19 protein-coding genes are annotated in these 26,463 nt (G+C 64.8%); 10 read left to right on the top strand and 9 right to left on the bottom strand.

Going from position 1 to position 26,463, the window contains the following annotated elements; all coding sequences use genetic code 11:
• Nucleotides 1–17 precede the first annotated feature (17 nt).
• Entirely contained in the window at nt 18–3,116 is a 3,099-nt protein-coding gene (locus ADBZ9O_RS29925) for a multicopper oxidase family protein (protein ID WP_526533670.1), read from the top strand.
• Here ADBZ9O_RS29925 and ADBZ9O_RS29920 read toward each other — a convergent pair.
• From ADBZ9O_RS29920 to ADBZ9O_RS29910, 3 genes are read right to left on the bottom strand one after another with little or no spacing between them, the layout of a single operon-like run.
• Complete coding sequence (locus tag ADBZ9O_RS29920) at nt 3,113–4,087, bottom strand: antibiotic biosynthesis monooxygenase (RefSeq protein WP_526527049.1); 975 nt, start codon at nt 4,085–4,087, stop codon at nt 3,113–3,115. The two genes, ADBZ9O_RS29925 and ADBZ9O_RS29920, sit on opposite strands and share 4 nt — an antisense overlap.
• Nucleotides 4,065–6,800: a molybdopterin-dependent oxidoreductase gene (locus ADBZ9O_RS29915; RefSeq protein WP_526527047.1), complete on the bottom strand. Its 2,736-nt coding sequence runs from the start codon at nt 6,798–6,800 to the stop codon at nt 4,065–4,067. Before ADBZ9O_RS29915 ends, ADBZ9O_RS29920 begins: the two co-directional genes overlap by 23 nt.
• Nucleotides 6,784–7,599: an FAD binding domain-containing protein gene (locus ADBZ9O_RS29910; RefSeq protein WP_526533668.1), complete on the bottom strand. Its 816-nt coding sequence runs from the start codon at nt 7,597–7,599 to the stop codon at nt 6,784–6,786. Before ADBZ9O_RS29910 ends, ADBZ9O_RS29915 begins: the two co-directional genes overlap by 17 nt.
• 231 nt (nt 7,600–7,830) lie before the next feature.
• On the opposite strand from ADBZ9O_RS29910, the gene ADBZ9O_RS29905 reads away from it, so the two are divergent.
• Both ADBZ9O_RS29905 and ADBZ9O_RS29900 read left to right on the top strand, forming a co-directional pair.
• Entirely contained in the window at nt 7,831–9,234 is a 1,404-nt protein-coding gene (locus tag ADBZ9O_RS29905) for an amidohydrolase family protein (RefSeq protein ID WP_526527045.1), read from the top strand.
• A gap of 8 nt (nt 9,235–9,242) precedes the next feature.
• A complete protein-coding gene (locus tag ADBZ9O_RS29900; protein ID WP_526527044.1) occupies nt 9,243–10,205 on the top strand; it encodes an antibiotic biosynthesis monooxygenase in 963 nt (320 codons plus the stop codon).
• Nucleotides 10,206–10,269: 64 nt separating this feature from the next.
• On the opposite strand, the gene ADBZ9O_RS29895 is transcribed toward ADBZ9O_RS29900, so the two are convergent.
• Nucleotides 10,270–11,007 carry a GntR family transcriptional regulator gene (locus tag ADBZ9O_RS29895; protein ID WP_526527042.1) on the bottom strand — a complete coding sequence of 246 codons (738 nt, stop codon included), beginning with the start codon at nt 11,005–11,007 and terminating at the stop codon, nt 10,270–10,272.
• 53 nt (nt 11,008–11,060) lie between these two features.
• Here ADBZ9O_RS29895 and ADBZ9O_RS29890 point away from each other — a divergent pair, with 53 nt between their 5' ends.
• Entirely contained in the window at nt 11,061–13,883 is a 2,823-nt protein-coding gene (locus ADBZ9O_RS29890; protein ID WP_526527040.1) for an FAD-binding and (Fe-S)-binding domain-containing protein, read from the top strand.
• On the opposite strand, the gene ADBZ9O_RS29885 is transcribed toward ADBZ9O_RS29890, so the two are convergent.
• Complete coding sequence (locus ADBZ9O_RS29885) at nt 13,880–14,194, bottom strand: hypothetical protein (RefSeq protein ID WP_526533666.1); 315 nt, start codon at nt 14,192–14,194, stop codon at nt 13,880–13,882. The two genes, ADBZ9O_RS29890 and ADBZ9O_RS29885, sit on opposite strands and share 4 nt — an antisense overlap.
• Nucleotides 14,195–14,286: 92 nt before the next feature.
• On the opposite strand from ADBZ9O_RS29885, the gene ADBZ9O_RS29880 reads away from it, so the two are divergent.
• From ADBZ9O_RS29880 to ADBZ9O_RS29860, 5 genes are all read left to right on the top strand, one after another.
• A complete protein-coding gene (locus ADBZ9O_RS29880; protein ID WP_526527038.1) occupies nt 14,287–15,213 on the top strand; it encodes a phosphatase PAP2 family protein in 927 nt (308 codons plus the stop codon).
• Nucleotides 15,214–15,424: 211 nt separating this feature from the next.
• Nucleotides 15,425–17,971, top strand: a complete 2,547-nt coding sequence (gene clpB / locus ADBZ9O_RS29875) for an ATP-dependent chaperone ClpB (protein WP_526527036.1) — start codon at nt 15,425–15,427, stop codon at nt 17,969–17,971.
• An 84-nt stretch (nt 17,972–18,055) separates the two neighbouring features.
• Nucleotides 18,056–18,868 carry a trehalose monomycolate transport factor TtfA gene (ttfA, locus tag ADBZ9O_RS29870; protein WP_526527034.1) on the top strand — a complete coding sequence of 271 codons (813 nt, stop codon included), beginning with the start codon at nt 18,056–18,058 and terminating at the stop codon, nt 18,866–18,868.
• Between the two features lie 22 nt (nt 18,869–18,890).
• Complete coding sequence (gene pyrE, locus ADBZ9O_RS29865; RefSeq protein ID WP_526533664.1) at nt 18,891–19,436, top strand: orotate phosphoribosyltransferase; 546 nt, start codon at nt 18,891–18,893, stop codon at nt 19,434–19,436.
• Nucleotides 19,437–19,497: 61 nt separating this feature from the next.
• Nucleotides 19,498–19,860: a PAS domain S-box protein gene (locus tag ADBZ9O_RS29860; RefSeq protein ID WP_526533662.1), complete on the top strand. Its 363-nt coding sequence runs from the start codon at nt 19,498–19,500 to the stop codon at nt 19,858–19,860.
• A gap of 8 nt (nt 19,861–19,868) precedes the next feature.
• Here ADBZ9O_RS29860 and ADBZ9O_RS29855 read toward each other — a convergent pair whose 3' ends face one another.
• On the bottom strand, nt 19,869–20,528 hold the full coding sequence (locus tag ADBZ9O_RS29855; protein ID WP_526527032.1) for a ScbR family autoregulator-binding transcription factor: 660 nt from the start codon (nt 20,526–20,528) through the stop codon (nt 19,869–19,871).
• Between the two features lie 39 nt (nt 20,529–20,567).
• Nucleotides 20,568–21,215, bottom strand: coding sequence for a TetR family transcriptional regulator (locus ADBZ9O_RS29850; RefSeq protein WP_526527030.1), 648 nt, complete (start codon nt 21,213–21,215; stop codon nt 20,568–20,570).
• A 152-nt stretch (nt 21,216–21,367) separates the two neighbouring features.
• On the opposite strand from ADBZ9O_RS29850, the gene ADBZ9O_RS29845 reads away from it, so the two are divergent.
• Nucleotides 21,368–22,402, top strand: coding sequence for a hypothetical protein (locus tag ADBZ9O_RS29845; protein WP_526527028.1), 1,035 nt, complete (start codon nt 21,368–21,370; stop codon nt 22,400–22,402).
• Between the two features lies 1 nt (nt 22,403).
• On the opposite strand, the gene ADBZ9O_RS29840 is transcribed toward ADBZ9O_RS29845, so the two are convergent.
• Together ADBZ9O_RS29840 and ADBZ9O_RS29835 are read right to left on the bottom strand one after the other, a co-directional pair.
• Nucleotides 22,404–24,269: a bifunctional diguanylate cyclase/phosphodiesterase gene (locus ADBZ9O_RS29840; RefSeq protein ID WP_526527026.1), complete on the bottom strand. Its 1,866-nt coding sequence runs from the start codon at nt 24,267–24,269 to the stop codon at nt 22,404–22,406.
• 5 nt (nt 24,270–24,274) lie between these two features.
• Nucleotides 24,275–26,434 (bottom strand): Rv1355c family protein, encoded by a 2,160-nt coding sequence (locus ADBZ9O_RS29835; RefSeq protein WP_526527024.1) that lies wholly within the window; start codon nt 26,432–26,434, stop codon nt 24,275–24,277.
• Nucleotides 26,435–26,463: the final 29 nt, after the last annotated feature.

Here is a 26,463-nt window from a genome sequence, read left to right as displayed (position 1 = left end):
TGCTGCTGATCGTCTCGATGACATCTTGTGGCTCCCGCGAGTCCGGTGTCGTCCACCAGTCGTCACCGCCAGGCGGTAACGCGGGTCCCGACGGTAAACCGCAGCCGTTCAAGGAGCCGATCCGGCTGTCCAGCAAGGACGGTGTGCTTGAGGTGCGACTCTCGGCGCATCAGGGCACCGTCAACCTCGACACCGTCAAAGAGCCTGTCGACAGCTTCCTGGTCTTCGGATTCGACCTCATCAAGGGCACCAGTTCCGACGGGTCGACCAAGGGGGACAACCTCTATCCCGCCCCGACGTTGCGGGTCGATCCCGGTGAGCGCCTGATCGTGCACTTCGACAACGACCTCCAAGGTCTGACGATCAAGGACTTCTACGATCCGGCCTTCACTCCCAAGGGCGGCGAAGTGCCCATCTACCCGCCGCAGCTGACCGAGGCGCCGCTGAACCTGCACACCCACGGCTTGCACGTCAGCCCGTCGGGCAATGCCGACAATGTGCTGCTGTCGATCCCGGCCGGGATGGGCAACACCTACAGCTACGAAGTGCCCAAGAACATGCCCAACGGGCTGTACTGGTACCACAGCCACCGCCACACGATGACGACCCAGCAGACCTATGCGGGGCTGGCCGGCCTGCTGGAGATCGGGCGACCCGACGGCAATCTACCGCTGGTCACCAAGAACAACATCCCCGTGCGCGACATGGCTTTTCAGTACAACTACGTCTTCGACCGCAAAGGCAAGGGACACGAGCTCAACAACTACAGCTGGCCGCAGTTCGTCAGTACGCTCACACCGCCGGAGGGCAACCAGCTGGCGGACGGCACCTATCAGCCGAGCCTGGCGCCGGTGAACATCGCCCAGACCAGCATGGGCTCCCAATACCTGACCCCGTGGTGGGCCGGACCGCTGTCGCCGCACAACAACCGCGGCCAGACCCAGTTCATCCCGCCGAACCTGATGAGTTTTGACAGTCCCACGCTCAAGATCCCCGAGAACGAGGCGCTGCCGGACAACGAGCGCGATGTGCAGTTCACCGTCAACGGCCAGTTCCAGCCCGAGCTGAAGATCAAGCCTGGCCAGACGGAGATCTGGGCGGTGGCCAACATCAGCGACATCGGTTACATGACAGTCCGATTGACCGAGACCGCCACCGGAAACCATCCGAAGTTCTCGATCGTCGGCCAGGACGGCAACCCCTACACGCAGGTGCAGCGGCCCGTCTACGGCGACGGCACCACGCTGAGCATCCCGCCCGGATCGCGGTACGCGATTGCGGTCACGATGCCCAAAGAAGGCGATCTGGTTCTGGACTTCCCGCCGAACCCCGGAGCGAAGCCGCTGACACTTCCCGGCGTGGTGTACACGAACAACGGCACCGAGCACACCCCCGCCGTGCTGGGCACGCTCACCGTGGATCCGAAGTACATGAGCTTCGCCGACGGATTCTTCGTCTTCCCCACCCAGACGCTGATCCACGCGACGCCCGACACCAGCGGGTCGGGTCAGACGACCGCCTTCGAACCGGGCCAGAACCTGGACGCATACACCTCCTTCGTGGACACGGCGGTGATGACGCCCGCGGTCAAGCGGGAGATGACGATCGTCGACACCATCGGTGGCGACAAGGCCAGCAGCAACGACCCCAAGGCCGTCATCTACATGTTCGACCCCGCCGGGTTCCCGAACGTCCCGCTGATCCAGCCGCGGCTGAACTCCGTCGAGGAATGGAAGATCACCAACTTCAACAACGACGCGCATCCAATGCACATCCACGTCAACGACTTTCAAGTGATGGAGATCGACGACCCGAACCGGGGCAAGACCGGTATCGAACCGTGGGGCGTCGACAACGTCAACGTGCCTGCACCGGTCTTCAACGACATGCACGTCGTCAGCACGCCGGCGATCCTGACCCTGCGTCAGGAGTTCCTGGAGTACCCGGGCACCTACGTCATCCACTGCCACCGCCTCAACCACGAAGACAACGGCCTGATGGCGCTGATCAACGTCATCCCCGAGGTGTCGACCTACGCGGTCGCGGTGCCCGGCTCCACCGGCAAGCCCGCGTCGGTACAGGTACGGGATGCCAACGGCGACAAGGTGTTGCAGACCGTCTACCCGTTCCCGGACTTCGAGGGCACCCCGTCGGTGGCGATGGCGGATGTCAACGGTGACGGCATCCTCGACCTCGTCGCGGGCACCGGCAAGGGTGTCGCACCCGAGGTCGCCGTCTACGACGGCAACAACACCAAGGACGGGCTGTTCAAGACTGAGATCACCCGGTTCGCACCGTTCGACGAGGACTTCACCGGCGGCGTCAACGTCGCGGGTGCCGATATCGACGGAAACGCGTTGGCCGACAACATCATCGTCGGCTCGGGCCCCGGGATGGAGTCGCAGATCAAGGTGTTCTCGTCGAAGCTGGCAGGCGACGCGGGTCAGGCGCCCGACGTGTTCTCCGCCTTCACGCCGTATCCCGGCTCGCAGTCCGGGGTGAGCGTCGCAACGGGCATGGTCGACGCCGGGTCCGGGCGGGAGACCATCGTGACAGCTCCCGGCGCCGGGGACAGCTCCCGGGTCCGGACCTGGCGTTACGACCTGTACACCCCGACGGCGCGGGCGATCGCGAACGGCACGGTGCCCGAGCACACCCGCAAGCCCAACGAACCGGTGATGACCTCGGAATTCCTGGCCTACGACGAGGGATACACCGGCGGCACCACACTGTCGACCGGCTGGGTCGCCGGCGTCGAGGGCGGCGCGAAGAGCATCGTGACCGGCCAGGTGGCCGGCGACGGCACCGTGCGGGTGTGGTCGACGGGATCGCTGCTGGACGGTCAACCGGAGATGTATCTGGAGAGCCCGAACCATCACACCGACGCGGTCCAGTTCGCCCAAACAGCCTCATTTGCACCGTTTCCCGGCGGCGTCACTGTCGCCACCACAAGTACCACCATGGGTGCGGATCTGCTGATCGGCGGGGGTTCCGAAGTGCGCAAGTACGGACTGGGGCGGGCGGCGCCTGACGCGAAGACGCTGACGCCTACGCTGATCGGCACTCTGCCGCCGGTGCCTGGTGTGACAGGGGCGGCTCCGCTGGCCGGGCGCTAACCGCCGAGGTGCCAGAAGACCTCGGTGACCAAATAGAACACCACCACCCAGAACGCCATCACCGCGACCACGATGCCGATACCGCGCCAATTGGACTTGGCCGCAGACACACCCGGCGGCGGCCGCAGCCAGTGCTTCAGCAGCGGGTTGACGTAGTAGGGCATGGTCAGAAAGCTCATCGCGAAGCTGGATAGCAGGTTGCCGACGAGCATGCCCAGCCAGATCGGCAGTTTCAGCGGCCAGGTCGCCAAGGTCAGCAGGACCACGGTGGGATAGAGCCCCACCCACACGGCAATCGAGGTCTTGGTATCCGATGGTGGTGGCGCTTCGGCTCCGTTGTCCTCGAACGCGAACCAGCTGCCGAACGAATTGTCGATGGTCCTGGAGTGGAAATCGGAGAACTTCTCGCCTTCGGCGAGCAGTGCCTGGCGCTCCTTGGAGACCAGCCACTTGTCCAGGTCGTCAGCGGTCTCATAGCGGTACAGCGCCGTCCACTCGTCCTGCACGCCTTCGACGGGGCGAAAGAGTTCGGTACCGCGGAAACCTTCGAATGTGCTTTCCGCCGAATGGAGTCGGTCCTGCCAGGCCAGGAAATCCTCGACGTTTTCCTTGGCGACCCGGTGGGTGACGACGACGGTGACCAGCGGGTCCGTCGCGCGGGCGCCACCACCGATCACCTGTTGTGTGCCGGGGCCTGCGACGAACGGCTTGCCCTTGGCCAGCCAGGATTGCCGGGTGGAACTATTGATCCAGGCCTGCACGTGGGCGACCGAGTCGAAGCGGTAGATCACGATCCAGTCGGGCTGCACAGCGGTCGGGGGGTTGATCTCGGCACCGATGAAGCCGGGATACTTGGCGGCTTCGCTGTTCATATCCCGCTGCCAGCGTTCGAAGTCCTGCTCGGATCCTTCGCGTACCCGCTGCCCGATGATGACTGTCGCCGCGTTGTCAGTCGGCTTTTTCTCGTCCATGGGTCTTTCCGGGTAGGCCGAGGCGCGCGTAGATCCGCTCCGGTGTCAACGGTAGTTCGCGGTAGCGTACGCCGGTCGCATCCTGCAGTGCGTTGGCCAAGGCGGGTGCCACCGGGTTGATACAGCATTCGGCCATCCCCTTGGAACCCATCGGACCCACCGAATCAAGGGTTTCCACAAGCAGAACCTCGGTCCGCGGGATGTCGGCGAACGTCGGGATCCGGTAATTGCGCAGGTTCGGGTTGACCATCACTCCGGTGTCGTCGACGTGGAAGTTCTCCGTCAGCGCGAAACCGATGCCTTGGGCCACCCCGCCCTCGATCTGGCCGCGCACCTGCGCGGGATTGATCACCACCCCCGGGTCCGCGGCCTGCACGCTGTAGAGGATGCGTATCTCACCGGTGATGCGGTGCACGGCGATTCGGAAGCCGTGAGTGTTGGCGGTGACACTCCGCGGTGATCCGTATGCCTTGCGGGCCTCGGTGAATCGGATACCGCGGGCGCGTCCCGCGGCCAGGATGTCGATCAGCGACAGTCGCTGCTCACCACACAGCACCCCGTCGTCATCCATGGCGCAATCGTTGACATCGGCTCCGGTATGCGATGCGCTGAAGGCCAGGATGCGGTCGGCCAGCGCGGTCGACGCTTTCTGCACGGCATTGCCGGCCACGAACAGACCGGCACTGGCGAAAGCCCCGGTATCGAATCCGGTCCGATCGGTATCCGACTGGATCAGGTTGATCCTGGCCGGCGTCGTCCCGAGTTTTGTCGCCGCGATCTGCACATGTGCGGTGGAGGTCCCCTCGCCGAATTCGACTGTACCCACGGCGATGTCGTAGATCCCATCATCGCGCAGCGTGGCCCAGCATTCGGAGATGTGATCCGTCGGCGGCGCCGTCTCGTGGATGGAGCTTGCCGTACCGGTGCCGATCAACCAGTCCTCGCCGAGGTTGTCATCGGTCTGGGCAGCGTGTCGCGCCAGTGCCTGCTCGACCAGGTCGATGCACGCACCGAGGCCGTCCTCGGTGAACGCCACATCATCGGGGTGGTCGTCGATACCCAGCAGGGCGTCACCCGGACGCACGACGTTACGCCTGCGCACTTCCAGCGGGTCCATCCCGAGCGCGAGCGCCAGCTCATCGATGGCCGACTCGACCGCGAAAGCGGGCTGGGTCATGCCGTACCCGCGCAGCGCACCGCTCGGTACGGTGTTGGTGTATACCGACCAGGCGTCGAATTTCTTGTTGGCACAACGGTACAGCGCGACAGCGGCGCCTCCGGCGAATAACGTTTCGCCGCCGTGATTGCCGTACGCGCCGGTATTGGACACGTTGCGGAACTCGACGGCGGTCAACGTGCCATCGGCTTTCGCGCCGAGTTTAACGCTGATGCGCATGGGATGGCGCGGTGACGCGGTGGTGAACTCTTCTTCTCTGGTGTACTCCCAACACACCGGCCGGTCAGTGTCGAGCGCGGCCAAGGCGACCAGATCCTCGGCGATCAGCTCCTGTTTGCCGCCGAAGCCGCCGCCGACACGGGCACAGAACACCCGCAGCTGGTCGGGGCGCAGCGCAAATAGATGTGCGAGTTTGACTTTGGCGATCGACGGTGACTGCGAACTGGTACGCACATGCAGCCGGCCATCCTGTGTCCAGGCGATCGCGCCGTGGGTCTCCAGATGCGCATGCTGGACCCGCGGCGAAAAATACGTGCCTTCGTGGATGACGTCGGCTTGGGCGAAACCCGATTCCACGTCGCCGATTTCGCCGTGCAGTTCGAGCAGGATATTGCGCTGAGGATCCCGCACGAACTGATCTGCTGACCCATGCAACTGGGGCGCCCCGTCAGCCATCGCCTCGGTCGGGTCGAAAACAGCTGGCAACAAATCGTATTCGACGTGGACCTGACGGCAGCCCTCCTCGGCCGCCCCCGCCGAATCGGCCAGGACCGCCACCACGCGCTGACCGACGAAGCGAACCACGTTGTCCAGGATGTAGGTGTCGTCGGGGTCGACGAGGTGATCGGTATGGATCGCGGTGCTGAAGCGGCGCCGCGGCACGTCCTTCCAGGTGTAGACGCGGTGCACACCGGGGACAGCCAGCGCCGCGGTGGTGTCGATCGACACGATGCGGGCGTGCGCGTGCGGCGAGTGCAGCACCTTCAGGTGCAGCATCCCGGCCACCTCGGTGTCCATGGTGAACTCGACGGTGCCCGTCACCACCCCGGTGGCTGCCGGCGCACCGACACTGGTGCCGACAGCCTGACCCGGCTTGGCTTCCTCGATCGCCGATACGCCGTTGACGGCGTCCTCGATGGCGCGATAGCCCGTGCAGCGGCAGAGGTTTCCCTTCAATGCCCGCGGCAGATTATCCTTCTGACTGTCGGTGAAGGTGGCCGCCGTCATGATCATCCCAGCGGTGCAGAAGCCACACTGGAAACCAGGTGCGTCGCGGAACTGCCGCTGCATTGGATGCAGATTGTCCGGTGTGCCAAGGCCTTCGATCGTGGTGACCTCGCGACCGTCGGCGCGAAACGCGGGAGTGATGCAACTGTGCACGGGCTGACCGTCCAACCACACGGTGCACGCACCGCAATCGCCTGCGTCACAACCTTTCTTGACACCGTGCCAACCCAGTGACCGCAGATAGGTGCGCAGGCATTGCCCGGGCCGGGGTTCGGCCTCGAAGTCTTGCCCGTTAACCGTGTAGCTCATCGCGAATCTCCTGGGCGTAGTGGTGCGCGAGGTGCTTACGGTGGTCGGGAGTTCCGTTCGGGTCGTCGAACCACAGGTCATCGGGTATCGCCGCGAGGGTCTGGGCCATGGTGTCGGCGTCGGGAACGGTATCGAACGCCAGCTGGACCGGCCTGGTGGTACCTGCGGTGATGGTGAGCAGCAGATCGGTTGTCCCCGGACTCTGGGTGGCGATCATGAAAATCGTGGACCGACCCATATGCGTCAGAGTGAAGCGACGATGCGTGTAGCGCTTTCGCAATGCCCGCAGTGGTAGGTGAATATGGCGGAGCAGCTCGCCGGGCGCCAGGATCGTCTGGTGGTTTCCCGTCACGAAATCGACGGCAGGCACGGTGCGTTCGGTACCGTCCGGCGCGAGCAGCGTGTAGGTGGCTTCGAGCGCGACTGTCAGCGTGATCATCGGACCGGCAGGCAGCGCCATGCAGATATTGCCGCCCACCGTTGCGGAATTCCACACCTTGAACGAGGCCAGGAACGCTTCACAGCTGGCAGCAAACAATCCGCGGGCCCGCCACTCAACGGGAGCGGCGAACGTATAGAGGTCATGGATTGTCGTGGTGGCGCCGATCTGCAACCCATCGTCGACCACGACGACGTCGTTCCAGCCCAGTGGCGCCAAATCGATGAGCCGGCGCAGATCTGGCTGCTGATCAGAGAACAACCACGTTCCGCCGGCCAGCCATGCGTCACCGTAGCGCCACTGAGCGCCTGGCGGATCGGCAGGCGCTCGGACGACCTCGGTGATGGTGTTCAGGTCCATTCCGGCCCCCATGCGTTGGCACATCGTCATCACAGCGAACTCACGGTGACCCGGCCGAGAATAGGCTACTCGGCCGCTGGCAGCGTTGTGGTTTGCCGATTCTTCGTTCGCGTCGACTAGTTCGTCGCGCCCGTGGTGGGGTCGATAGGTATGGTCGAACCGTCCTGGGGTGATGGGTGCACCGGTGCACCGGGGTTGCGGTTCTGTCTTCTCTACCGTGCGGGAGTTGCTGTGAGTCAGGTTCACCTCGGGCACGTGTTCCATATCGCCGGTAGCCCGTTGCTCACCGAGGCCGCTGCCGCACTGGTCTCGATTGCCGACGGTGCGTTGGTGATCGACGACGCCGGGCTGATCATCTACTGCGGTGAACGGGCGGCGCTACCTGCGCAGTATCAGGACGCAACCGTGCTCGATCATCGGCCCGGATTTCTGCTACCAGGTTTCGTGGACACCCACATTCATTTCCCGCAGACCTACGCAGGCGACTCCTACGGCGGTGGCCAACTGCTGGAGTGGCTGAACCTGTGCATCTTCCCTTCGGAGTCGAAGTTCGCCGACGAGGAATTCGCGCAGGCCGCTGCCGTCGAATTCTGTGACCGTCGCGTGGCGGCGGGAACCACCGCTGCCATGGTCTTCGGTTCGGCGTTTCCGCACGCACAGGAGGCCCTGTTCGCCGAGACGCGGCGCCGCGGTCTGCGGATGGTCAGCGGGCGAGGTATCCAGACTGTCGGCGGTGAGACCGCGCAGCCGCTGCTGACATCGGAAGAGGATGCCATTCGGCTGACCCGCGAAGAGATCGACAAGTGGCACGGTGCCGACACCGGTAACCCGGACACTGCGCTGCTGCATGTCGCGATCGTCCCGCGGTTCTCGCTGTCGGTCACCACCGAAACTCTGAAAAACCTTGGCGACCTGTACGACTCGGTACGCGACCGGGGCGTGTACGTCCACAGCCACCTCAACGAGAACAACCGGCCGGGGACCGGCGAGGTCGACAGCACCAAGGAGGTGTACCAGGTCGACACCTACCTGGATACCTACGACGGAAAGTTCCTGCCCGGCTCTGCTGTCGGAGGTAAGAGCCTGCTGGGTCGGCGCACGATTCTGGCGCATTGCGTGCACTGCCAGGACGTCGAATTGGAGCGGATGGCCCAAACCGGTACCTCGATATCGCACTGCCCGGTATCGCAGCTGTTCCTCGGCTCGGGGACGATGCCGTGGAAGCGCACCGTTGCCTCCGGCGTGAACATTTCTGCGGGAACGGATTTCGGTGGTGGTGATGAATGGCTGATCCCACGGGTCCTCGGTGACGCCTTCAAGGTGCACATCTCCGAGCCGGGTGATGACGGTGTGTCGATGCATCCCGCCGAGATGCTGTTCATCGGAACACTCGCCGGCGCACGGGCACTCGATATGGAAAGCCGATTCGGTAACTTCGATATCGGTAAGGAGGCGGATTTCGTGGTGATCGACGCGGCTGAGACGTCCGCCCTCGGCGCCTCGCTGGCCAATGCAGTGCGTGCCGAGAACCCCGAACTGGCCAGGGACCAGACGTTGTTCGGACTGCTGATGGGTATCCGTGAGAGCTCCATCGCGCAGGTCTACGTCCAGGGCCGCCCGGTGACGGCCGACTAGCGTCCGCTGTGAAATCGCCAGAAGTGTCGACAGCGGTCACCGTCTTCCACCCGGTCGATGATGCCGAGGGCTTCGAGGCGTGGCTTGCCGAGCTGATCGCATCTGCCCGCACCGCGGCGGGCTTTTGTACCGCCACGTCATCGGTGCATGACGGCCGGCGCTTCGACTGGGCCGTCGCGGTCACCTTCGAGACCGAAGATCAGTTGCATGCCTGGCTGGACGGACCTGATCGGGTGGCGATCGTCTCCGCCGGAGAAGCTCGCGGTTATTGGAGTAGCACAACCGATTTGGTGATCGTCAATGGCCAGGCCCCACCGCCTGGTACCAGCGCGTTCCGGCACAGCGTTGCGGCGGGCAAACAGGACGACTTTTTGGCGATTCAACTTGAGCTGGCCGAGGCGAGCGCGGGCTTCCCCGGCTACGACGGAACCTCGCTGTTTCCGCCACCGGCCGGAGGTGAGTGGCTGTCGGTGGTCCGGTTCCGCACGCAGGCGCAGCTATCGGTGTGGTTGCAGTCCCGCGAGCGCGACGAGGTGCTCGGCGAGTTACGGTCCAGCCTGACCAAGGAATTCGCGCCGGTATCGTCGACCACTCCGTTCGCGACCACGGTGCGCACCCAAAACGGTATGACGATCATGACGCCGGACTGGAAGTCCGCGATGATCCTGTTGTTGGTGCTCTACCCGACGGTCATGGTCCTGTCGCGATTCCTCGGTCCGGTGCTCGACCATCTCGGTGCGCCGCCGTGGCTGGCGATGTGGCTCAGTCAGGTCACCAGCGTCACACTGATGACCTGGTGGCTGATGCCGTGGGCGTCGCGACCGTTCAGCCGCTGGCTCGACCCGGTGGACGGCGCGGACCGGCGGACCAGCTCGATCGGCGCCCTGGTGATCATCGCCTGTTATGTGGTCACTCTGCTGATCTTCGCAACGGTGAAGTACTTGCAGTACTGGGATTTTGGCGAGCGATGACTTCCTAAGTACTCGTCGACTGTGTAGGTTTTCGTCGAATAGTCGCTGGATTCGCGACGACTTCCTACACAGTCGGCGCAACGGCCTGCGCCCACACGGTATCGGTGTCGAGGTCGGCGCCCTGATCGCGGATGGCCTGTGCGACCAACAGGCGTCCAGTGGTGGTCAGGTGGCTGCGCATTGCATCGACCGCCCGTTCGGGTTGGTTGGCGATGATCGCGCTGACGATGGGCAGATGCTCGGAGTCGATCTCGTGCAGGCTTCTGGACCGTTCGGCGGTGCTGGCACCGAGCAGGCGGGTTGATTCGCGCAGGGACCGAATGATCTCCCTGGCGCGGGAATTGGCTGCGGCTTCGAGGATGTCGTCATGCAGCAGCAGATCGTGTTGGGCGAAGGTGTGTTCGTCCCCTGTGGCTGCCGCGGCGCCCAGCAGTTCCATCCGGTCGCGCAGGCGGGCAGTGAGTGCGGCGTCGCACACCGTGGCCGCACGCGCGACGGCAGGCGACTCCAGGGCAAGGCGGACCGCGAAGATATCGGCGATCTCACGGGGGTCGGGCAGCAGGATGCGGAATCCCTGACGGGCCTCGAAGCGGATCAACCCGACTTCCTCCAGGCGCAGCAGGGCATCTCGGACGGGGGTGCGGGACACGCCCAGCGCCTCGGATAATTGATAGACCGAGTACTTCACACCGGGCCGCATCACCCCGTTATCGAGTGCGGCGCGGACCGCGTCCATCACCTGCTCGGCTCGCCTACCAGGCGCGAATGGCAGCGAAGTGAGCTCCAGCTGTGCGTCGGCCATCGACGCACTGTAACAAAAATACACGCTTCGTAGCATGCTACGAAGCGTGTAGCATGCTACGAATGATCCGGACCGAGGCGTTGCGGAATGTCCTGCGCAGCGCGGGTATCAAGGATGTGCGCGACGACGGCACCACTTGTGCGGCGTACTCGTCGGACGCGTCCCTGTACCGCGTCACGCCCGCGGCAGTGGTCTTCCCAGCTGATCATGATGAGGTGGCAGCGACCCTGGAGGCCTGCCGGCGCGAGGGGATACCGCTGACCGCACGCGGGGGAGGCACATCGATCGCGGGTAATGCTGTCGGCGCAGGAGTGGTGCTGGATTTCAGTCGGTACATGAACCGGGTGCTGTCCATCGACGCGGAATCGCATACCGCGGTCGTGCAACCGGGGGTGGTGCAGTCCGTGCTGCAGCAGGCGGTGGCACCCGCCGGCCTGCGGTTCGGTCCCGATCCCTCCAGCTACACCCGGTGCACGATCGGCGGCATGATCGGCAATAACGCCTGCGGCTCGCGCGCGCTTGGCTACGGCCGGACCTCGGACAACGTCGCGGCGATGCGGATACTGACTGCGCGCGGTGAGGAGTTGCGACTGGATGCGTCCGTCGGCCCACCTGCCTCGCCGATGTTGGAGCAGCTAGCCACCGTCACCCGCTCCGGGCTTGCCACCATCCGCACCGAATTCGGCCGGTTCGGTCGCCAGGTGTCGGGTTATTCGCTCGAACATCTGTTGCCGGAGAACAGGTTTGACGTCGCACGCCTTCTCGTCGGCAGCGAGGGCACGCTCGGGGTGTGCACCGAGGCCACCGTGCGGTTGGTGGCCGACCCGGCCCACAGCATTCTCGTGGTCCTCGGTTACCCCGATATCGCCGCGGCCGGCGATGCGACGCCGTCGATCCTCGAGCATCGCCCGACGGCCTGTGAGGGGATCGATTCGCGGATCGTCGAGGTGGTCCGCGAACGCAAGGGCCCCGGCGCGGTCCCGCCTCTGCCGAGTGGCGCGGCTTGGGTGTTCATCGAAGTGGTCGGCGACACCTTGGCCGAGGCGCTGGCGAATGCGGAACGCGTCGGACAAAGTTGCGGCGCAATGGATTCCCTGGTGGTACAGGACCCAATTCGGGCTGCCGCCCTGTGGCGGATCCGGGCCGACGGGGCCGGCCTGTCGGCCCGTAGCCCGGTTGGTAGGCCTGCCCACGCCGGCTGGGAGGACGCCGCGGTTCCGCCTGATCGACTCGGCGACTACCTGCGTGACTTCGATGCCCTGATGGCCAATTTCGGTGTCACCGGAATGCCCTACGGTCACTTCGGCGACGGCTGTATGCACGTCCGGATCGACTTTCCCCTGGACAAGCCGGGTGGCACCGCGATATTCCGCGAATTCCTAATGGCGGCAGCAACATTGGTCGCCGGGTACGGCGGATCGCTCTCGGGCGAGCACGGCGACGGCCGCGCCCGCAGCGAACTATTGCCGCTGATGTATTCGCCCGAGGCCATCGCGCTGATGGCCGCGGTCAAGCACACCTTCGACCCGGATAACCTGCTCAACCCCGGCGTGATCGTCGACCCGCGACCGTTCGACGCCGATCTGCGGGTACCCGCTGCACCGTCGTTGCGCACCAACCTGGCGCTGGCCTACCGGCATGACGGCGGCGATTTCACCCAGGCTGTGCACCGGTGCACCGGGGTGGGGAAGTGCCGGGCCGACAACAGCGCGACCGGTGAGGTGATGTGCCCGTCCTACGCGGCGACCCGCGAAGAGAAGGACTCGACCCGTGGGCGCGCTCGGATCCTGCAGGAGATGATCAATGGCACCGACGTCACCGGCGGCTGGCGGTCCCCTGAGGTGCACGAGGCGCTCGACCTGTGCTTGTCCTGCAAAGGCTGCGCATCGGACTGTCCGACCGGGGTCGACATGGCGGCCTACAAAGCCGAAGTGCTGCATCAGAGCTATCGTCGGCGAATCAGGCCCGCGGCGCACTATTCACTCGGCTGGTTACCGCGTTGGGCCAAATTGGCCAGTGCCGCACCGAAATTGGCGAATGCGGCGCTGAAACTACCGCTGGTCGGGCCCGCTGCACTCGCGGTCGCCGGGGTGGACAGCAGGCGAACCATCCCGCCGTTCGCCCCCAGGACATTCCGCTCCTGGTTCGCCAACCATGCCGAAACATTCACCGGTGGAGACGAAGTGGTCCTCTTCGTCGATTCGTTCACCAACTACTTCGCGCCCGAAGTCGGTATCGCGACCGTGCGGGTCCTGCATGCGGCAGGTTATCGGCCGACGCTGACGGCCAAACAGCAATGCTGTGGGCTGACCTTGATCTCGACCGGCCAGCTCGACGCGGCACGACGCGTGCTCGGCAAGACCGTCGCGACGCTGGCGTCGAGCGCACGCCGTGGTGTTCCCGTCGTGGGGATGGAACCGTCGTGCACGGCGGTGCTGCGGTCCGAGGCCGTCGAACTCGTGGGTGGACCGGAATCCGAACACGTCTCAGCCAGTACCCGCACCCTGGCCGAGCTGCTGACCGAGCGGGGCTGGGCGCCGCCGTCACTGGCGGGCAGGCAGGTGATTGCCCAACCGCACTGCCATCACCATTCGGTGATGGGCTGGAGTCCGGATGCGACGCTGCTGCGCGCCGCCGGCGCCGATGTGACGCGCGTGGGCGGATGTTGCGGTCTGGCGGGTAATTTCGGTGTCGAGAAAGGCCATTACGAGGTGTCTGTTGCCGTCGCCGAACAGCAGCTGCTCCCTGCGGTGCGCGCAGCCCAACCGGCGGCGACAATCCTGGCCGACGGCTACTCCTGCCGCACCCAGCTGGATGATCTGACCGACCGCCGTGGCATCCACCTGGCTCAACTGCTCGCTGACGAGCTGCCCTAACGCTTCTGAACCTTGGGTAGCAGCGTCCACGCGGGCACCCAGTGCGTCACGGATTTGTGCTTGGACCCGTAGGCGATGTCATAGGTGACCAAACCCCACCAGTCGCCCTGTTCGCAGATCCCCCAGCAGCTCAGGGCGGCCTCGACGACTTTGTGCATCTGTAGGCCGTGCGGATGGTATCGGCCGTTTCGGTGCGGGGCGCGGGGGAAGAGCACGGTCAGGTCGACGAGGACGGTGATGGGCGGGCGCACCACCCGCAACGGCTCGCGCAGCGGTTGGCCGTTGTATCCGATCGACGGCAGCTTCCCCATCATTCGATCATATGTTCGAATTGAGTCCTTTCGGCGGTCAGGTTCGCTGGTAATCTGACCGCGTCGGTCCGGGTCGAAGAGGGGGCTTCGCCGTGGCGAGCGTTGGGAATCGCGGCGTGCTGGATGGCAGTCGGCGACTGCTTCGCGCGCGACGGCGCTGGACGGTGGTCACGCTGGCCGCGCTGGCCGTCGGGGCGATGGTTTATCTGCTGGCTGTGCGCACGGGCCTGGGCCAGGCGCTCGAGGATGCGGCCTTGCGCGGCGCCGATCAGGTCGATCCGGATGTGCATCGAGTTGCGCTGCGACAGTTCCACACCATCACGGTCACCTCGCAGGTGTCCGCCGCGGTGATCGTCGGCGTCATCGGCTTGCTACGTCGGCAACTGTGGCTCGCAGTCGTCGGGATGGCGGTGATTTTCGGTAGCCAAGCGGTCACCCAGGTGTTGAAGTACCACCTGCTGACACGGCCGGACCTGCGTCCGATCCGCGGGGTCTTCGCGGAGAACACCTTGCCCAGCGGTCACACCACGGCGGCGATGGCGCTGCTCTTTGCCACCTTGATCGTGATGCCGTACCGATTTCGCGGTGTGGCCATGTTCTTCGCGCTCACCTGGGCGGTCGGTATCGGCGCCTACACGGTCATCATCGGTGCGCACCGATTGTCGGACACGCTGGCCGCCGACGCGGTAACCCTGATCGTGGCCTGCATGGCATCTCATTTCCTGGCTCGCACCGGCCGCATCCGTGCGGTGGTGTCGCCTGCGGCCGCGCGCTACACGCTGCGCACGGTGTTTGTCGCGCTGGTGGGGATCGTCGGCGCCGCATGCCTGGTGCTCGGCATGGTTGCGGCGCTGCATGCAGTGTCAGCGCGCATCAACGACCAGCCCACCCGGTGGTATCTCTTCCTCGGTTCCCAGTGGTTGGCCGCGGCGGGTTCGGTGCTTTCGGCGCTGTTGTTCTGGTGGACATGGCACCGGTTGGAGACGAAACGCTCGGGAGACCCGGTGCTGAGTCGCTAGAGGAGGAGAGCCGGCGCTTGGATATAGCGGGAGTACTGGCTGCTGGTGACCTACGACCCTGGTGCGCCTCCCGGCCCGTGGGCTTGTATCGAGGGGGACGCGCAAATGCGGCGATCAGGCGCTGGAAATAGGCTAGACTTGAGCGGAACAGACTCAACCTTGTCGACGTTATAGATCGCGACAAGCATTTTCTAGACTGAATGGAGGCGTCGTGGACTCGTTCAATCCGACCACGAAGACACAGGCGGCGCTGACGGCGGCGTTACAGGCGGCGACCGCCGCGGGTAACCCGGAAATCAGGCCCGCACATCTACTGATGGCACTACTGACGCAGAACGACGGCATCGCCGCGCCCCTGCTGCAGGCGGTCGGCGTTGACCCTGCGATCATCCGGGCCGAGGCGGAGCGGCTCGTCGAACGGCTCCCGTCGGCCAGCGGCGCCAATTCGACGCCGCCTCTGTCGCGGGAATCACTGGCCGCGGTCACCGTCGCGCAACAACTGGCCACCGAGATGGACGACGAATACGTCTCCACCGAGCACCTGTTGTTCGGCCTGGCGACCGGGGACTCCGACGTGGCCAAGCTGCTCACCGGCCACGGTGCATCACCGGAAGCCCTGCGTGAGGCGTTCGTCAAGGTTCGTGGGAGCGCCCGCGTGACCAGCCCCGATCCTGAAGCCACCTACCAGGCGCTGGAGAAGTACTCCACCGACCTGACGGCTGCGGCCCGCGAGGGCAAGCTCGATCCGGTCATCGGTCGCGATACCGAGATCCGTCGTGTTGTGCAGGTTTTGAGCCGGCGCACCAAGAACAACCCGGTGCTCATCGGCGAGCCCGGTGTCGGCAAGACCGCGATCGTCGAAGGTCTGGCCCAGCGCATCATCGAAGGCGACGTGCCGGAGAGCCTCAAGGGCAAGACCGTCGTCTCCCTCGATCTGGGTTCGATGGTGGCCGGCGCCAAGTACCGCGGTGAGTTCGAGGAGCGGCTCAAGGCCGTCCTCGACGACATCAAGAACTCGGCCGGGCAGATCATCACGTTCATCGATGAGCTGCACACCATCGTCGGTGCCGGTGCGACCGGTGAGTCGGCGATGGACGCCGGCAACATGATCAAGCCCATGCTGGCCCGCGGTGAGCTGCGCCTGGTTGGCGCGACCACCCTCGATGAGTACCGCAAGTACATCGAGAAGGACGCCGCCCTGGAGCGCCGGTTCCAGCAGGTGCTGGTCGGTGAGCCATCGGTGGAAGACACCGTCGGGATCCTGCGCGGTCTCAAGGATCGCTACGAGGTGCACCACGGTGTCCGGATCACCGACTCGGCGCTGGTAGCCGCCGCGACCCTGTCCGACCGCTACATCACCAGCCGCTTCCTGCCCGATAAGGCCATCGACCTCGTCGACGAGGCCGCGTCGCGCCTGCGGATGGAGATCGACTCCCGCCCCGTCGAGATCGACGAGGTCGAGCGCCTGGTGCGTCGCCTCGAAATCGAGGAGATGGCCCTTGCCAAGGAAGAAGATGCGGCCTCGGTCGAACGGTTGGCGAAGCTGCGTGCGGAACTGGCCGACTACAAAGAAAAGCTAGCGGAGCTCACGACGAGGTGGCAGAACGAGAAGAACGCCATCGATATCGTCCGCGACCTCAAAGAACAGCTCGACACCCTGCGTGGTGAAGCTGACCGGGCTGAACGCGACGGCGATCTGGCCAAGGCCGCCGAACTGCGGTACGGCCGGATTCCGGAGGTCGAGAAGAAACTCGATGCCGCACTGCCGACCGCGCAGGCCCAGACCCAGCTGATGCTCAAGGAAGAGGTCGGTCCCGACGATATCGCCGACGTGGTCTCGGCATGGACCGGCATTCCGGCCGGCCGGATGCTCGAAGGCGAGACAGCCAAGCTGCTGCGGATGGAAGAAGAGCTCGGCAAAAGGGTCGTGGGTCAGCGAAAGGCCGTGCAAGCGGTCAGCGATGCGGTGCGACGGACCAGGGCCGGCGTTGCCGATCCCAACCGGCCGACGGGGTCATTCCTGTTCCTCGGCCCGACCGGTGTTGGCAAGACCGAGCTGGCCAAGGCGCTCGCGGAGTTCCTGTTCGACGACGAACGCGCGATGGTCCGCATCGACATGAGCGAGTACGGCGAGAAGCACTCGGTGGCTCGGTTGGTCGGTGCGCCGCCCGGGTACATCGGGTATGACCAGGGTGGTCAGCTGACCGAGGCCGTTCGGCGCCGCCCGTACACGGTGGTGTTGTTCGACGAGGTCGAGAAGGCGCACCCGGATGTGTTCGACGTGCTACTGCAGGTCCTCGACGAGGGCCGGCTGACCGACGGTCAAGGTCGCACTGTCGACTTCCGCAACACCATCCTCATCTTGACGTCCAACCTCGGGTCGGGCGGCTCGCATGAGCAGGTGATGGCGGCGGTCCGCGCAGCGTTCAAGCCCGAGTTCATCAACCGGCTCGACGACGTACTGATCTTCGACGGGCTGGATCCGGATCAACTTGTCCGGATTGTCGATATTCAGCTGGAGCAGCTGCAGAAGCGGCTGGCACAGCGCCGCCTCGGGCTCGAGGTGTCGCTCGCGGCGAAGAAGTGGCTGGCCGATCGTGGTTTCGACCCGATCTACGGGGCACGTCCGTTGCGCAGGCTGGTGCAACAGGCGATCGGCGACCAGTTGGCCAAGAAGCTGCTCGCAGGTGAGGTGCACGACGGCGATACCGTCACCGTGGACGCCACCGCGGACGGCGAGAGCCTGGCCCTGAGCTGATGCAGGTGAACCAGAGCGGGTGTAACGCGGTTGTGACCTGCTGCCATTCTCATATACCGGCAGTCAACGGTTAGGCTGTGTCCAATGGTCCCGCTCTGGTTCACACTGTCCGCACTCAGTTTCGTGGGTGCGGCGGTACTGCTTTATTTTGACCTCGATCGGCGTCGCGGGCTTGGACGTCGTCGTAAGTCATGGGCGCGCTCGCATGGTTTCGACTACGAGCCCGAGTCAGACGAGATCCTCAAGCGCTGGAAACGCGGCGTGATGTCGACCGTTGGTGATATCCCCGCCCGCAACGTGGTGCTCGGACAGATCCGCGGTGAAGCGGTGTTCATCTTCGATCTCGAAGAAGTCGCCACCGTCATTGCGCTGCACCGCAAGGTCGGCACCAACGTCGTCGTGGACCTACGCCTCAAGGGCATCAAAGAACCCCGAGAGAGCGACGTCTGGCTGCTCGGCGCCATCGGCCCGCGGATGGTGTACTCCACCAACCTCGATGCCGCCCGACGCGCCTGCGACCGGCGCATGGTCACGTTCGCGCACACCGCGCCGGACTGCGCCGAGATCATGTGGAACGAAGAGAACTGGACGCTGATCAGCATGCCGATCAGTAGCAGTCGCGCTCAGTGGGACGAGGGGCTGCGCACCGTCAGGCAGTTCAACGACCTGCTGCGGGTGCTGCCCCCGGAACAGGCGGCCATCGGAGCCCCGACTCGCCGCAACGCCTCGCCCGGTCGTCCGCTGGCTCCAGCTAGCCGTGCGGAGCTGCCGCCAGGCCGCGCCGACACACCGCAGGTCCGGCCGGAAGCCGTCCGACGCGAAGCCGGTCGTCCAGAACCGGTCCGGCGCACGCCGCCACCTCGCAATGGCCGCCAGGCTCCGCACTATCAGCGCTAGCTAGGCTGTTCGGGTGGGTGAGTTGACCTCTGCCGACCGCGGCGAGCTGGCCGAGCTGGTACGGCAACTATCAGTGGTTCGTGGCCGCGTCGTGCTGTCGTCGGGCCTGGAATCCAATTACTACGTCGATCTGCGCCGGGCCACCCTGCACCACCGTGCCGCCCGGTTGATCGGCGTACTCATGCGTGAGCTCACCAGCGACTGGGATTTTTCTGCCGCGGGCGGACTCACCCTCGGCGCGGATCCGGTCGCCACGGCCATCATGCATGCGCCAGGACGGCCGATCGATTCCTTCGTCGTTCGAAAATCGGCGAAAACCTATGGCATGCAACGCCAAATCGAAGGCTTCAACGTCGCGGGCCAACGCGTGCTCGTCGTCGAGGACACCAGTACCACCGGGGCGTCGCCGCTGGCAGCGGTCCGTGCGGTTCGTGAGGCTGGTGGCGATGTCGTCGGGGTGGCGACCGTCGTGGACCGCGCGACCGGCGCCGCCGAGGTGATCGAGGCCGAGGGGCTGCTCTACCGCAGCGTGTTGGGGCTGAGCGATCTTGGGCTAGACGGTGAGTGACACCGACCAGGCGGCCGGTACCACCGACCGGCGAAAGCGCGGACCGGCGTCGCAGTCGCCGATGGAGACGCTCCGCCAGTTACCCGCTCTCGTTGTCCTGGAACGGTTTCCGGTGCCGGTATTGGCCATCGCCGAAGAAGGCGAGATCTTGTTCGCCAACAGCGCGTTCAGCGAGATGCTCGGGCACTCCACCGAGACGGTGCAGACTCAAAGTTTCCACCAGATCTTCCACACCATGCCCGAAGAGGGCTCGCCTGTCACGGTGCTGCGCGCACATGCCGACCTCGTCGTCGAGCTGGCTCACAGCGACGGGTCCACCGTCCGCGCCAATATGAGTCGGTCGGCGCTGCTGCGCGGCGATGATCGGATTGTGCTGGCGGTATTTCAGGATCTGACCGAACAGCTCTGGGTCGACGAAGTCTGATTTGTCCTTCAGTCCAGGTTCAGCGTGGTCTGACCGTGTCGGAGCGCTTCGCGCGACAGGAACTGCTTCAGGAACTCCAATGAGTCCGGTTCGGCGATCGCCGGCAGCACGATCTCCCAGATCCGCGTGATGCGGCGGAACAGGTCCGCACTGGCGGCGTTCCCCGTGAGCAGCTCGGCGCCCAGATATGCGGCCAGGAGTGTCTCGGCAACCGCCTCCGCGGGAAGTCCACTGCGCAGGTCACCGTCAGACTGGGCGGTCACCAGTTCTGCCGCAATCAACGTAAGGATATCGCCGTAGGAGTGGGTGACTGCATCGTTGAATTCGCCGAGCGCACGGGCAACCCGGACGCCAGTGCGGACCATGGCGTTAGTGGTTGCGACATCGGCGACGGCGTACGAGGCGTGGATCAGATTTTCCAGGGCGGGGGAGGCGGATGCGCAGATGGTCGTGACGAGGTCCGTGATCTCGACTACCGCGTGTTCGATGATCGCTAACGCCACCGATTCCTTGGAGTCGAAATGGTAATAGAGCGCGCCCTTGGTCAACTCCGCGCGCTCGATGATGTCACCCAGGCTGGTGGACGAGAACCCCACCTCACTGAACAGGTCAACGGCTGCGTCGAGGATCCTGCGTCTGGTGGCCTCTGACCTGGCCTGCCGCGCCATTGTCCTTAGACCTCCGGAATCCCGTGAAAAGCAAGGCTATCAACGGTTGATGTTTCTGATCGCGACGGCGGTCCGCCGGCGCACAAATTGCGCAAAATAGCCGAGCCGGTCGGGCCGAACCACACCCGGCAGCATCTGCAGCCATGCGGACTGGATATTGCGCAGGTACTCGTCATGGTCATCGAGATTGCTCACCTGGCGGATGCCGGCATACAGCCCGACCATCAGCCTGCTGACGTCGGCCGGTTCGGCCGTCTCGAGTAGATCGCCTTCTTCGATGGCGCGCTGGGCTATCTCGCTGCAGCCGGCGACCCACTCGGAAAGCCGCTTGGATTGCAGATCATCGGTGCGACCGATGGCTTCCAACAGGTGCAGGGACGCTTTCGCGACGTCGTCGGTGATCTCCTGCATCGCCAGGTTGAAGCAGATGTCGATCATGGTCTCCAGGCCGGACAGCTTGTTGGCCAGCAATTCCGTGATAGTGGTGCGCATCACGTCGCTATGGGCGTCGATAAGTGCGACAGCCAGCGCATGTTTGGAGCGGAAGTGGAAGTACATCGCGCCCTTGGTGACCTCGGCTTCACGCAGGATGTCGTCCAAGCTGACCAGGCTGTAGGACCGGCTGGCGAATTGGTGTGCCGCGGCCCGCAGAATCTGCTCGCGGGCGGAATCTGTGGGGTGCGTCACGTCTGTGGCGGCAGGTTCGAAGCCATCGAGCCCTCCTCCTTATCGTTCGCAGGTGCCTGAGCTGCAGCAAATAGCTGTGAGACTCACTATGAAAATACTGTAAGTCATCCGCATCTGTAGAAAACAGCCGAAAAGTATGTAAGATCGCCCACGTGAGAACTCTTGGTTCGTCGTCGTCGTGGGGAAATGCGAAGGTGAACACGGTGCGGGAAGTCAACGGTCAGCACGCCGTGTCGTATAGCCAGCCGAAAAAGTCCGAACTGAAATGGGCTGATCTGGAACTGGGCGCCGAGCGCGGGGCTAAGGGCAGACGTGCCGGATACCGGCCGGAACCCGCTGGGCCGACGACGAAGTACACCGCCACCCCGGTGAATGACGTCGTCTCCGAACCGGGCGATATCGATTGGGACGATGTTGTCGACATCGTCTGCATCGGGCGCGGTGCCGGCGCGTTGGCGGCGGCCATCGGGGCCGAACGCGGCGGCATGACGGTGTTCTTCGCCGACGCGGGCACCGGTGACGGCGCGGATGCCAACAGTCTGGCAGGCCGGCTGGGCATTGCTGACGCTGAGACGATCGAGTATCTCGATGCCCTGACCGAGGATGTCGGGCCGCTGGTTCGCTGCGCGGTACCCAACCAGGTGCCCGTGCGAACCGTCGAAGGTCCGCTGGAGCGGGGGACTGGGCGAGGTCGCATCGCCACCTTCTTCGGCTCCGCACTGCGCGACTGGTCCGACCGCTGCTTGGCTTCGCCGTACGGACTGCTCTACACAGACCTCGCCCATCCCGCGATGACCGCCACCTATGCCAGCGCTGGCGCGACGCTGGAGGCCGCCGTGGTGGGCACCATCGACGTCGAGAACGGTGAGCTCACCGAAGGTCTTGACCATTGGCTGACATCTCGGGCCGGACAGCTTGGCATCGACGAATCATCGTCGAATATGTTGCAGCGCTTGGTATTCGATGATGCCGGGCAGGTTGTCGGTGCGATGATCGAGACTCCGAGCGGAGCTCGCGCCATCCGGGCCAAACGTGGCGTGATCATGGCGACCGGAGCCAGCACACTGACCCCGACCGCACCCACCGAAGGCCTGGAAGACGCCGCTTCGGTGGCTGTGGCCCTCGTGACCCGCGCTGCCAGTCGGTTCGCCCGGTTAGAGCTGTTGGCCACACCGCTCACGCGCTGAGCTACGGCGCGGTCGGCAATGGTGCCGGGAACGGCAGCACGATCCGCCGCTGCGCCAGCAGCGCTTCCATCGCGTCGGCTTCGAGTGGGCGTGACAAGAGATAACCCTGGGCGCGGTGGCAGCCGTGCTGCATCAGCGTGCGAGCCCCCACTTCGGTTTCGACGCCTTCGGCCACCAGTTGGAGACCGAATGCGTCGGCCAGAGCGATCACCGCGCGGACGATCGCCAGGTCGCCGGCGTTGGTGCCGAGATCGCGGACGAATGACTTGTCGATCTTGAGGGTGTCCACGGGCAGCGACTTCAGGTGCGACAGCACGCTGTATCCGGTGCCGAAGTCGTCGATAGCGATCTGGACACCCACCTCTTTCAGCGCGGCCAGGGTGATCCGGGTGGTCTCGATATCCGACACCACAACGCTTTCGGTGATCTCCAGACATACCGATTCGCCGGCCAGGCCGAACTCGGCGATGGTGGCCGCCACTTCACGCACGAAACCCTCGGCGACCAGTTGAACCGGGGATACATTCAATCTCAGCACGGCATTTCGGCCGACCCCGCGGGATCGCCACGCACTGAAGTCGGCACAGGCCGCCCGGACTACCCACCGGCCCAATTCGCCTGCGAGATTGATGGATTCGGCTACACCGATGAACGAATCCGGATACAGCAACCCGCGGGTCGGATGCTCCCAGCGCACCAGCGCCTCGGTAGCGAGAACCTCGCCGGTGCGCATATCTATCTCGGGGAGATAGTGCAGTACCAGGGCGCCGGTCTCGATGACATCCCGCAGGTGTAGCTCGATATCGTTGCGGAACGCACTGCGCAGGGACATGTCTTCGGAGAACACCGCAATCTTGTTACCGCCGGCGCTCTTGGCGGTGAGCACGGCCTGATCCGCCTTGCGTAACAGATCCGAGGCTGTGTCGCGGCCCGGAACACCCAGTGCGACACCAACACTGACCGTGCGGGTGAGCGTCTCGCCATCGATCGAGACTCGCTCGCGCAATATCGACTGGAGCTCGCCGGCGAGTGCCTCTGCCTGCGCCGCATCCAGGGGTGTGCCAGGGATGACGACGAATTCATCGCCGCCGAAACGGGCGATCAGATAGTCGTCTGCGGTTCCGCGTTGTAGTCGTTCGGCGAAGGCCCGAATGAATCGGTCGCCCGCATTGTGACCCAGGTAATCGTTGATCGCCTTGAGCCTGTCCAGGTCGAGGAACAGCGCAGCGACGGGGCCTGGTTTACCGGCCGCCAACCGCTTGTCCAGCTCCGCCAGCAGCGCCCGACGATTGTGCAGCCCGGTGAGATCGTCATGCTCGGCGAGGTAGCGCAGCTGGTCTTCGGCCGCGCAGCGTGCCTGTACCTGGGCCATCAGCGAGGCGACCGCTTCGACGGCGTTGATCTCGTTGGGTTGCCACTCGCGGTCGGCGAATTTCACGAAACCCAGCACGCCGGTGGTGACATCACCGGAGAGCAGGGGGACCGCGGCCAGCGTGCTGACGAAACCGCCCGAATCCTCGATCAGCTTCTGATAGTCGTCGGTCTCCGGCTCCGGGCGGAACACGATCGGGGACTTCTGGTTTTCGCAGAGGGCAAAGACGGGGTCGGCATCCTCGAAGTACACGACGCCGATCGGATCGGGATCGGGCACTCCCATCCGCGCCGGCCACTCCGCAACGAAGATGGACGCCCGCACCGAGTGGTCGTTGTAGCGCACAAAGCTGTGGTCGAGGCCGAATACCTCGACGAGGTCGGCGAGCACGCTCTGCATGACCTCGGCCGAGTTGACCGTTGTTGCGGTCATCAACTTGGTGGCCGCTGCCGTCACGACGAGATCAAGGCTTCGTGGCGGATTCTGCTCCGGCATTCTGGTCAGCCCAACGCTAGGGGGACGGGTGCTAATGGGCGTCGGCGACTGCGTACCGATGCCGGTGCGGCGTACGCCAACCTAAGCATGAGCACCGGCGATTCACCGCTCACGACGCCCACCAACTCATGAAATGCGTGTTGCAGTTCGCGCAGTGCTGAGGCGAAGGGCGGCGACAGCCGCTCAAGGTCGTCGTCGGTACGGGCGAACAGGAAAAGTGGGGAGGCCGGCTGCACCACCAGACCGCGCTCCTCGGCGACCACCCACGCCGCTTCGGCGGCTGATCCGCCGCGGGCGTAGTCAGCCAGGGTGTCGCCGTCAACCGATATCACTGCCAGCGCAGAGCTCGCTTGAATGCGATCACGACCGTCATCGCCAAGCGCGGCCCCGGCGTCCCATTCGGCCAGGCTGGCCATCACATCGGGGCGGCGCAGGATATCCAGCACCGCACGGTCGCTGGCGTGTAGCTCGAGGCTGTCGACGTCGATTCCGGAATCGGGCGATGGATCGCCGGGCCAACGCAACTCGTGAATCATCTCAGCGTGCAGGCGAGGGGTCAGGAAACGGATGCGGTCCGCTGCGGCGACGATGGTTGCCGCCTGGTCGATGTCCGCCCTGGTAGTCAACATTGTCAACCGCGCGCCTTCGCCGCTGACCGCCCCGGCCAGAATGTCCGCGGTGTGCTGGTCGATCGACTCCGAACCCCCGTGTCTGCGGTTCGTCTCGCGGTTGAGCACTGCCGGGTACAGGCGGGCCAGGCTGGGCTCATCGCCATCGCCACGATGTAGCACCGCTCGCAACGGCGCCACGCCACCGGTTGCGTCTGCGTTGTCCTCGTACAGGAGTGGGCCGAGGAGCCCGTGTGCGGCTGCCGCAACCCTGGCATTGAAAGCGGCGGCCCCGACCGCCACCGCGCTGCACCGGAAGGCGATATCCACTGCGGAGGTGTGCTCGGGGGCGAGGCTGATGGTCACCGACGATTCATCGCTGCCGATATGCCACGGTTGAGCGTTACCTGCCGACGGTGCCCGCAGGGCCGCGGCGGCCACGACGTCGAGCGGACTCAATCCGGCGGATTGCGCACCGTCCTCGGGTGCGGCCACGGGTTCTTCAGGGATGCGCGGCTGCTCAAGGTGGCCGAACATTTCGGTGAGGTCGATGCGGACGCGGCCGGACGGCAGCGGCTCGCCGAGCCCGATGCGTCGGACGGCTTCAGTGACGGCGGTGGCGCCGAGGGTCACTTCGCTGGCCAACTGCGGCCACGTCGACAACGTGTTACCCACCTCGACCATCGATGCCGCGGCACGTGGTGAGGACTGGGCGATCTCCAGACACCTGAGCAGATAGGGCACCTTGTCGCGGCTCGACAGACCTGACAACAGCGACCAGTCCATCTCGCCGAGCAAGCCGTGCAGGATCGGTCGCGTCGGCTCCAGGTCGAACCTCTCGACATCCAGCAGCCCGCGGTCGCTGGTGGCCATCAGCACCGGCAAGCGTCGTTGCCGTGCCGCTTCGCGGACCATCGCCTTCATATCCAACGAGTCACATTCCTCGACAACGATATCGAGGCCGTCGAGGAAACTGGCGAGGTTATCGGGCGTCAGGCCGGATGGCTCGACGGTGACCGTCAGGTACGGGTCGAGTTCAGCGATTCTGCGGGCAGCGATGGTGGCTTTGTTGATACCGAGGTCGAAGACGGTGGCGGGCACCCGATTGAGGTTGGACAGTTCGAGGGTGTCGAAATCGGCGAGCCGCAGTTCACCGCACACCCCTTCGGCGGCCAGCGTGTGGGCGATGACGTGACCCACGCTCAGCCCTACGACTCCGACGCGAAATGCACCGAGGCGAACCTGCTCGGCGGCGGTGATCAGATTTCTGTTGCGGTCCAGCCGCACCCGTCGGAAGGCCTGCGGACCGAGCACTCCGACGACGCAACGGCGCCACGGGTAGTAGGCCCACCGGGTCGGCTCCGCCAGGAGTTCCGGTTCTGGCGCAGGTTGAAGTTCCCGCAGGCACTGCACCTGATCGGCCCGGTTGTCGATGAATTCGATCCGGGGATCGGCTCTGAGTTCCTGCAGGATCTCGCGGTCGCCAGGGACGTCCTCGTCCAATAGCTGCGCGATCGACGCTGCGATATCGGACTCGGCGGACAGCTCAGAGGTCATTTTTCCCAACAGTTGGCAGCGGTGTGAAG

The sequence above is a fragment of the Mycobacterium sp. genome (assembly GCF_965229105.1).
Classification (GTDB): Bacteria; Actinomycetota; Actinomycetes; order Mycobacteriales; family Mycobacteriaceae; genus Mycobacterium.
Note: the sequence above shows the minus strand (reverse complement) of the source record. Positions and strands in the feature narration are given on the sequence as shown.

Bases quoted from the DNA above. Each gene is read 5' to 3' on its own strand.
- ADBZ9O_RS29915 (WP_526527047.1), bottom strand. From the start codon at position 6,800: ATGAGCTACACGGTTAACGGGCAAGACTTCGAGGCCGAACCCCGGCCC.
- ADBZ9O_RS29855 (WP_526527032.1), bottom strand. From the start codon at position 20,528: ATGGCGCGGCAGGCCAGGTCAGAGGCCACCAGACGCAGGATCCTCGAC.
- ADBZ9O_RS29895 (WP_526527042.1), bottom strand. From the start codon at position 11,007: ATGGCCGACGCACAGCTGGAGCTCACTTCGCTGCCATTCGCGCCTGGT.
- ADBZ9O_RS29840 (WP_526527026.1), bottom strand. From the start codon at position 24,269: ATGCCGGAGCAGAATCCGCCACGAAGCCTTGATCTCGTCGTGACGGCA.
- ADBZ9O_RS29835 (WP_526527024.1), bottom strand. From the start codon at position 26,434: ATGACCTCTGAGCTGTCCGCCGAGTCCGATATCGCAGCGTCGATCGCG.
- ADBZ9O_RS29885 (WP_526533666.1), bottom strand. From the start codon at position 14,194: ATGGGGAAGCTGCCGTCGATCGGATACAACGGCCAACCGCTGCGCGAG.
- ADBZ9O_RS29860 (WP_526533662.1), top strand. From the start codon at position 19,498: ATGGAGACGCTCCGCCAGTTACCCGCTCTCGTTGTCCTGGAACGGTTT.
- ADBZ9O_RS29910 (WP_526533668.1), bottom strand. From the start codon at position 7,599: ATGGACCTGAACACCATCACCGAGGTCGTCCGAGCGCCTGCCGATCCG.
- ttfA (WP_526527034.1), top strand. From the start codon at position 18,056: ATGGTCCCGCTCTGGTTCACACTGTCCGCACTCAGTTTCGTGGGTGCG.
- ADBZ9O_RS29925 (WP_526533670.1), top strand. From the start codon at position 18: ATGACATCTTGTGGCTCCCGCGAGTCCGGTGTCGTCCACCAGTCGTCA.
- ADBZ9O_RS29920 (WP_526527049.1), bottom strand. From the start codon at position 4,087: ATGGACGAGAAAAAGCCGACTGACAACGCGGCGACAGTCATCATCGGG.
- ADBZ9O_RS29890 (WP_526527040.1), top strand. From the start codon at position 11,061: ATGCTACGAATGATCCGGACCGAGGCGTTGCGGAATGTCCTGCGCAGC.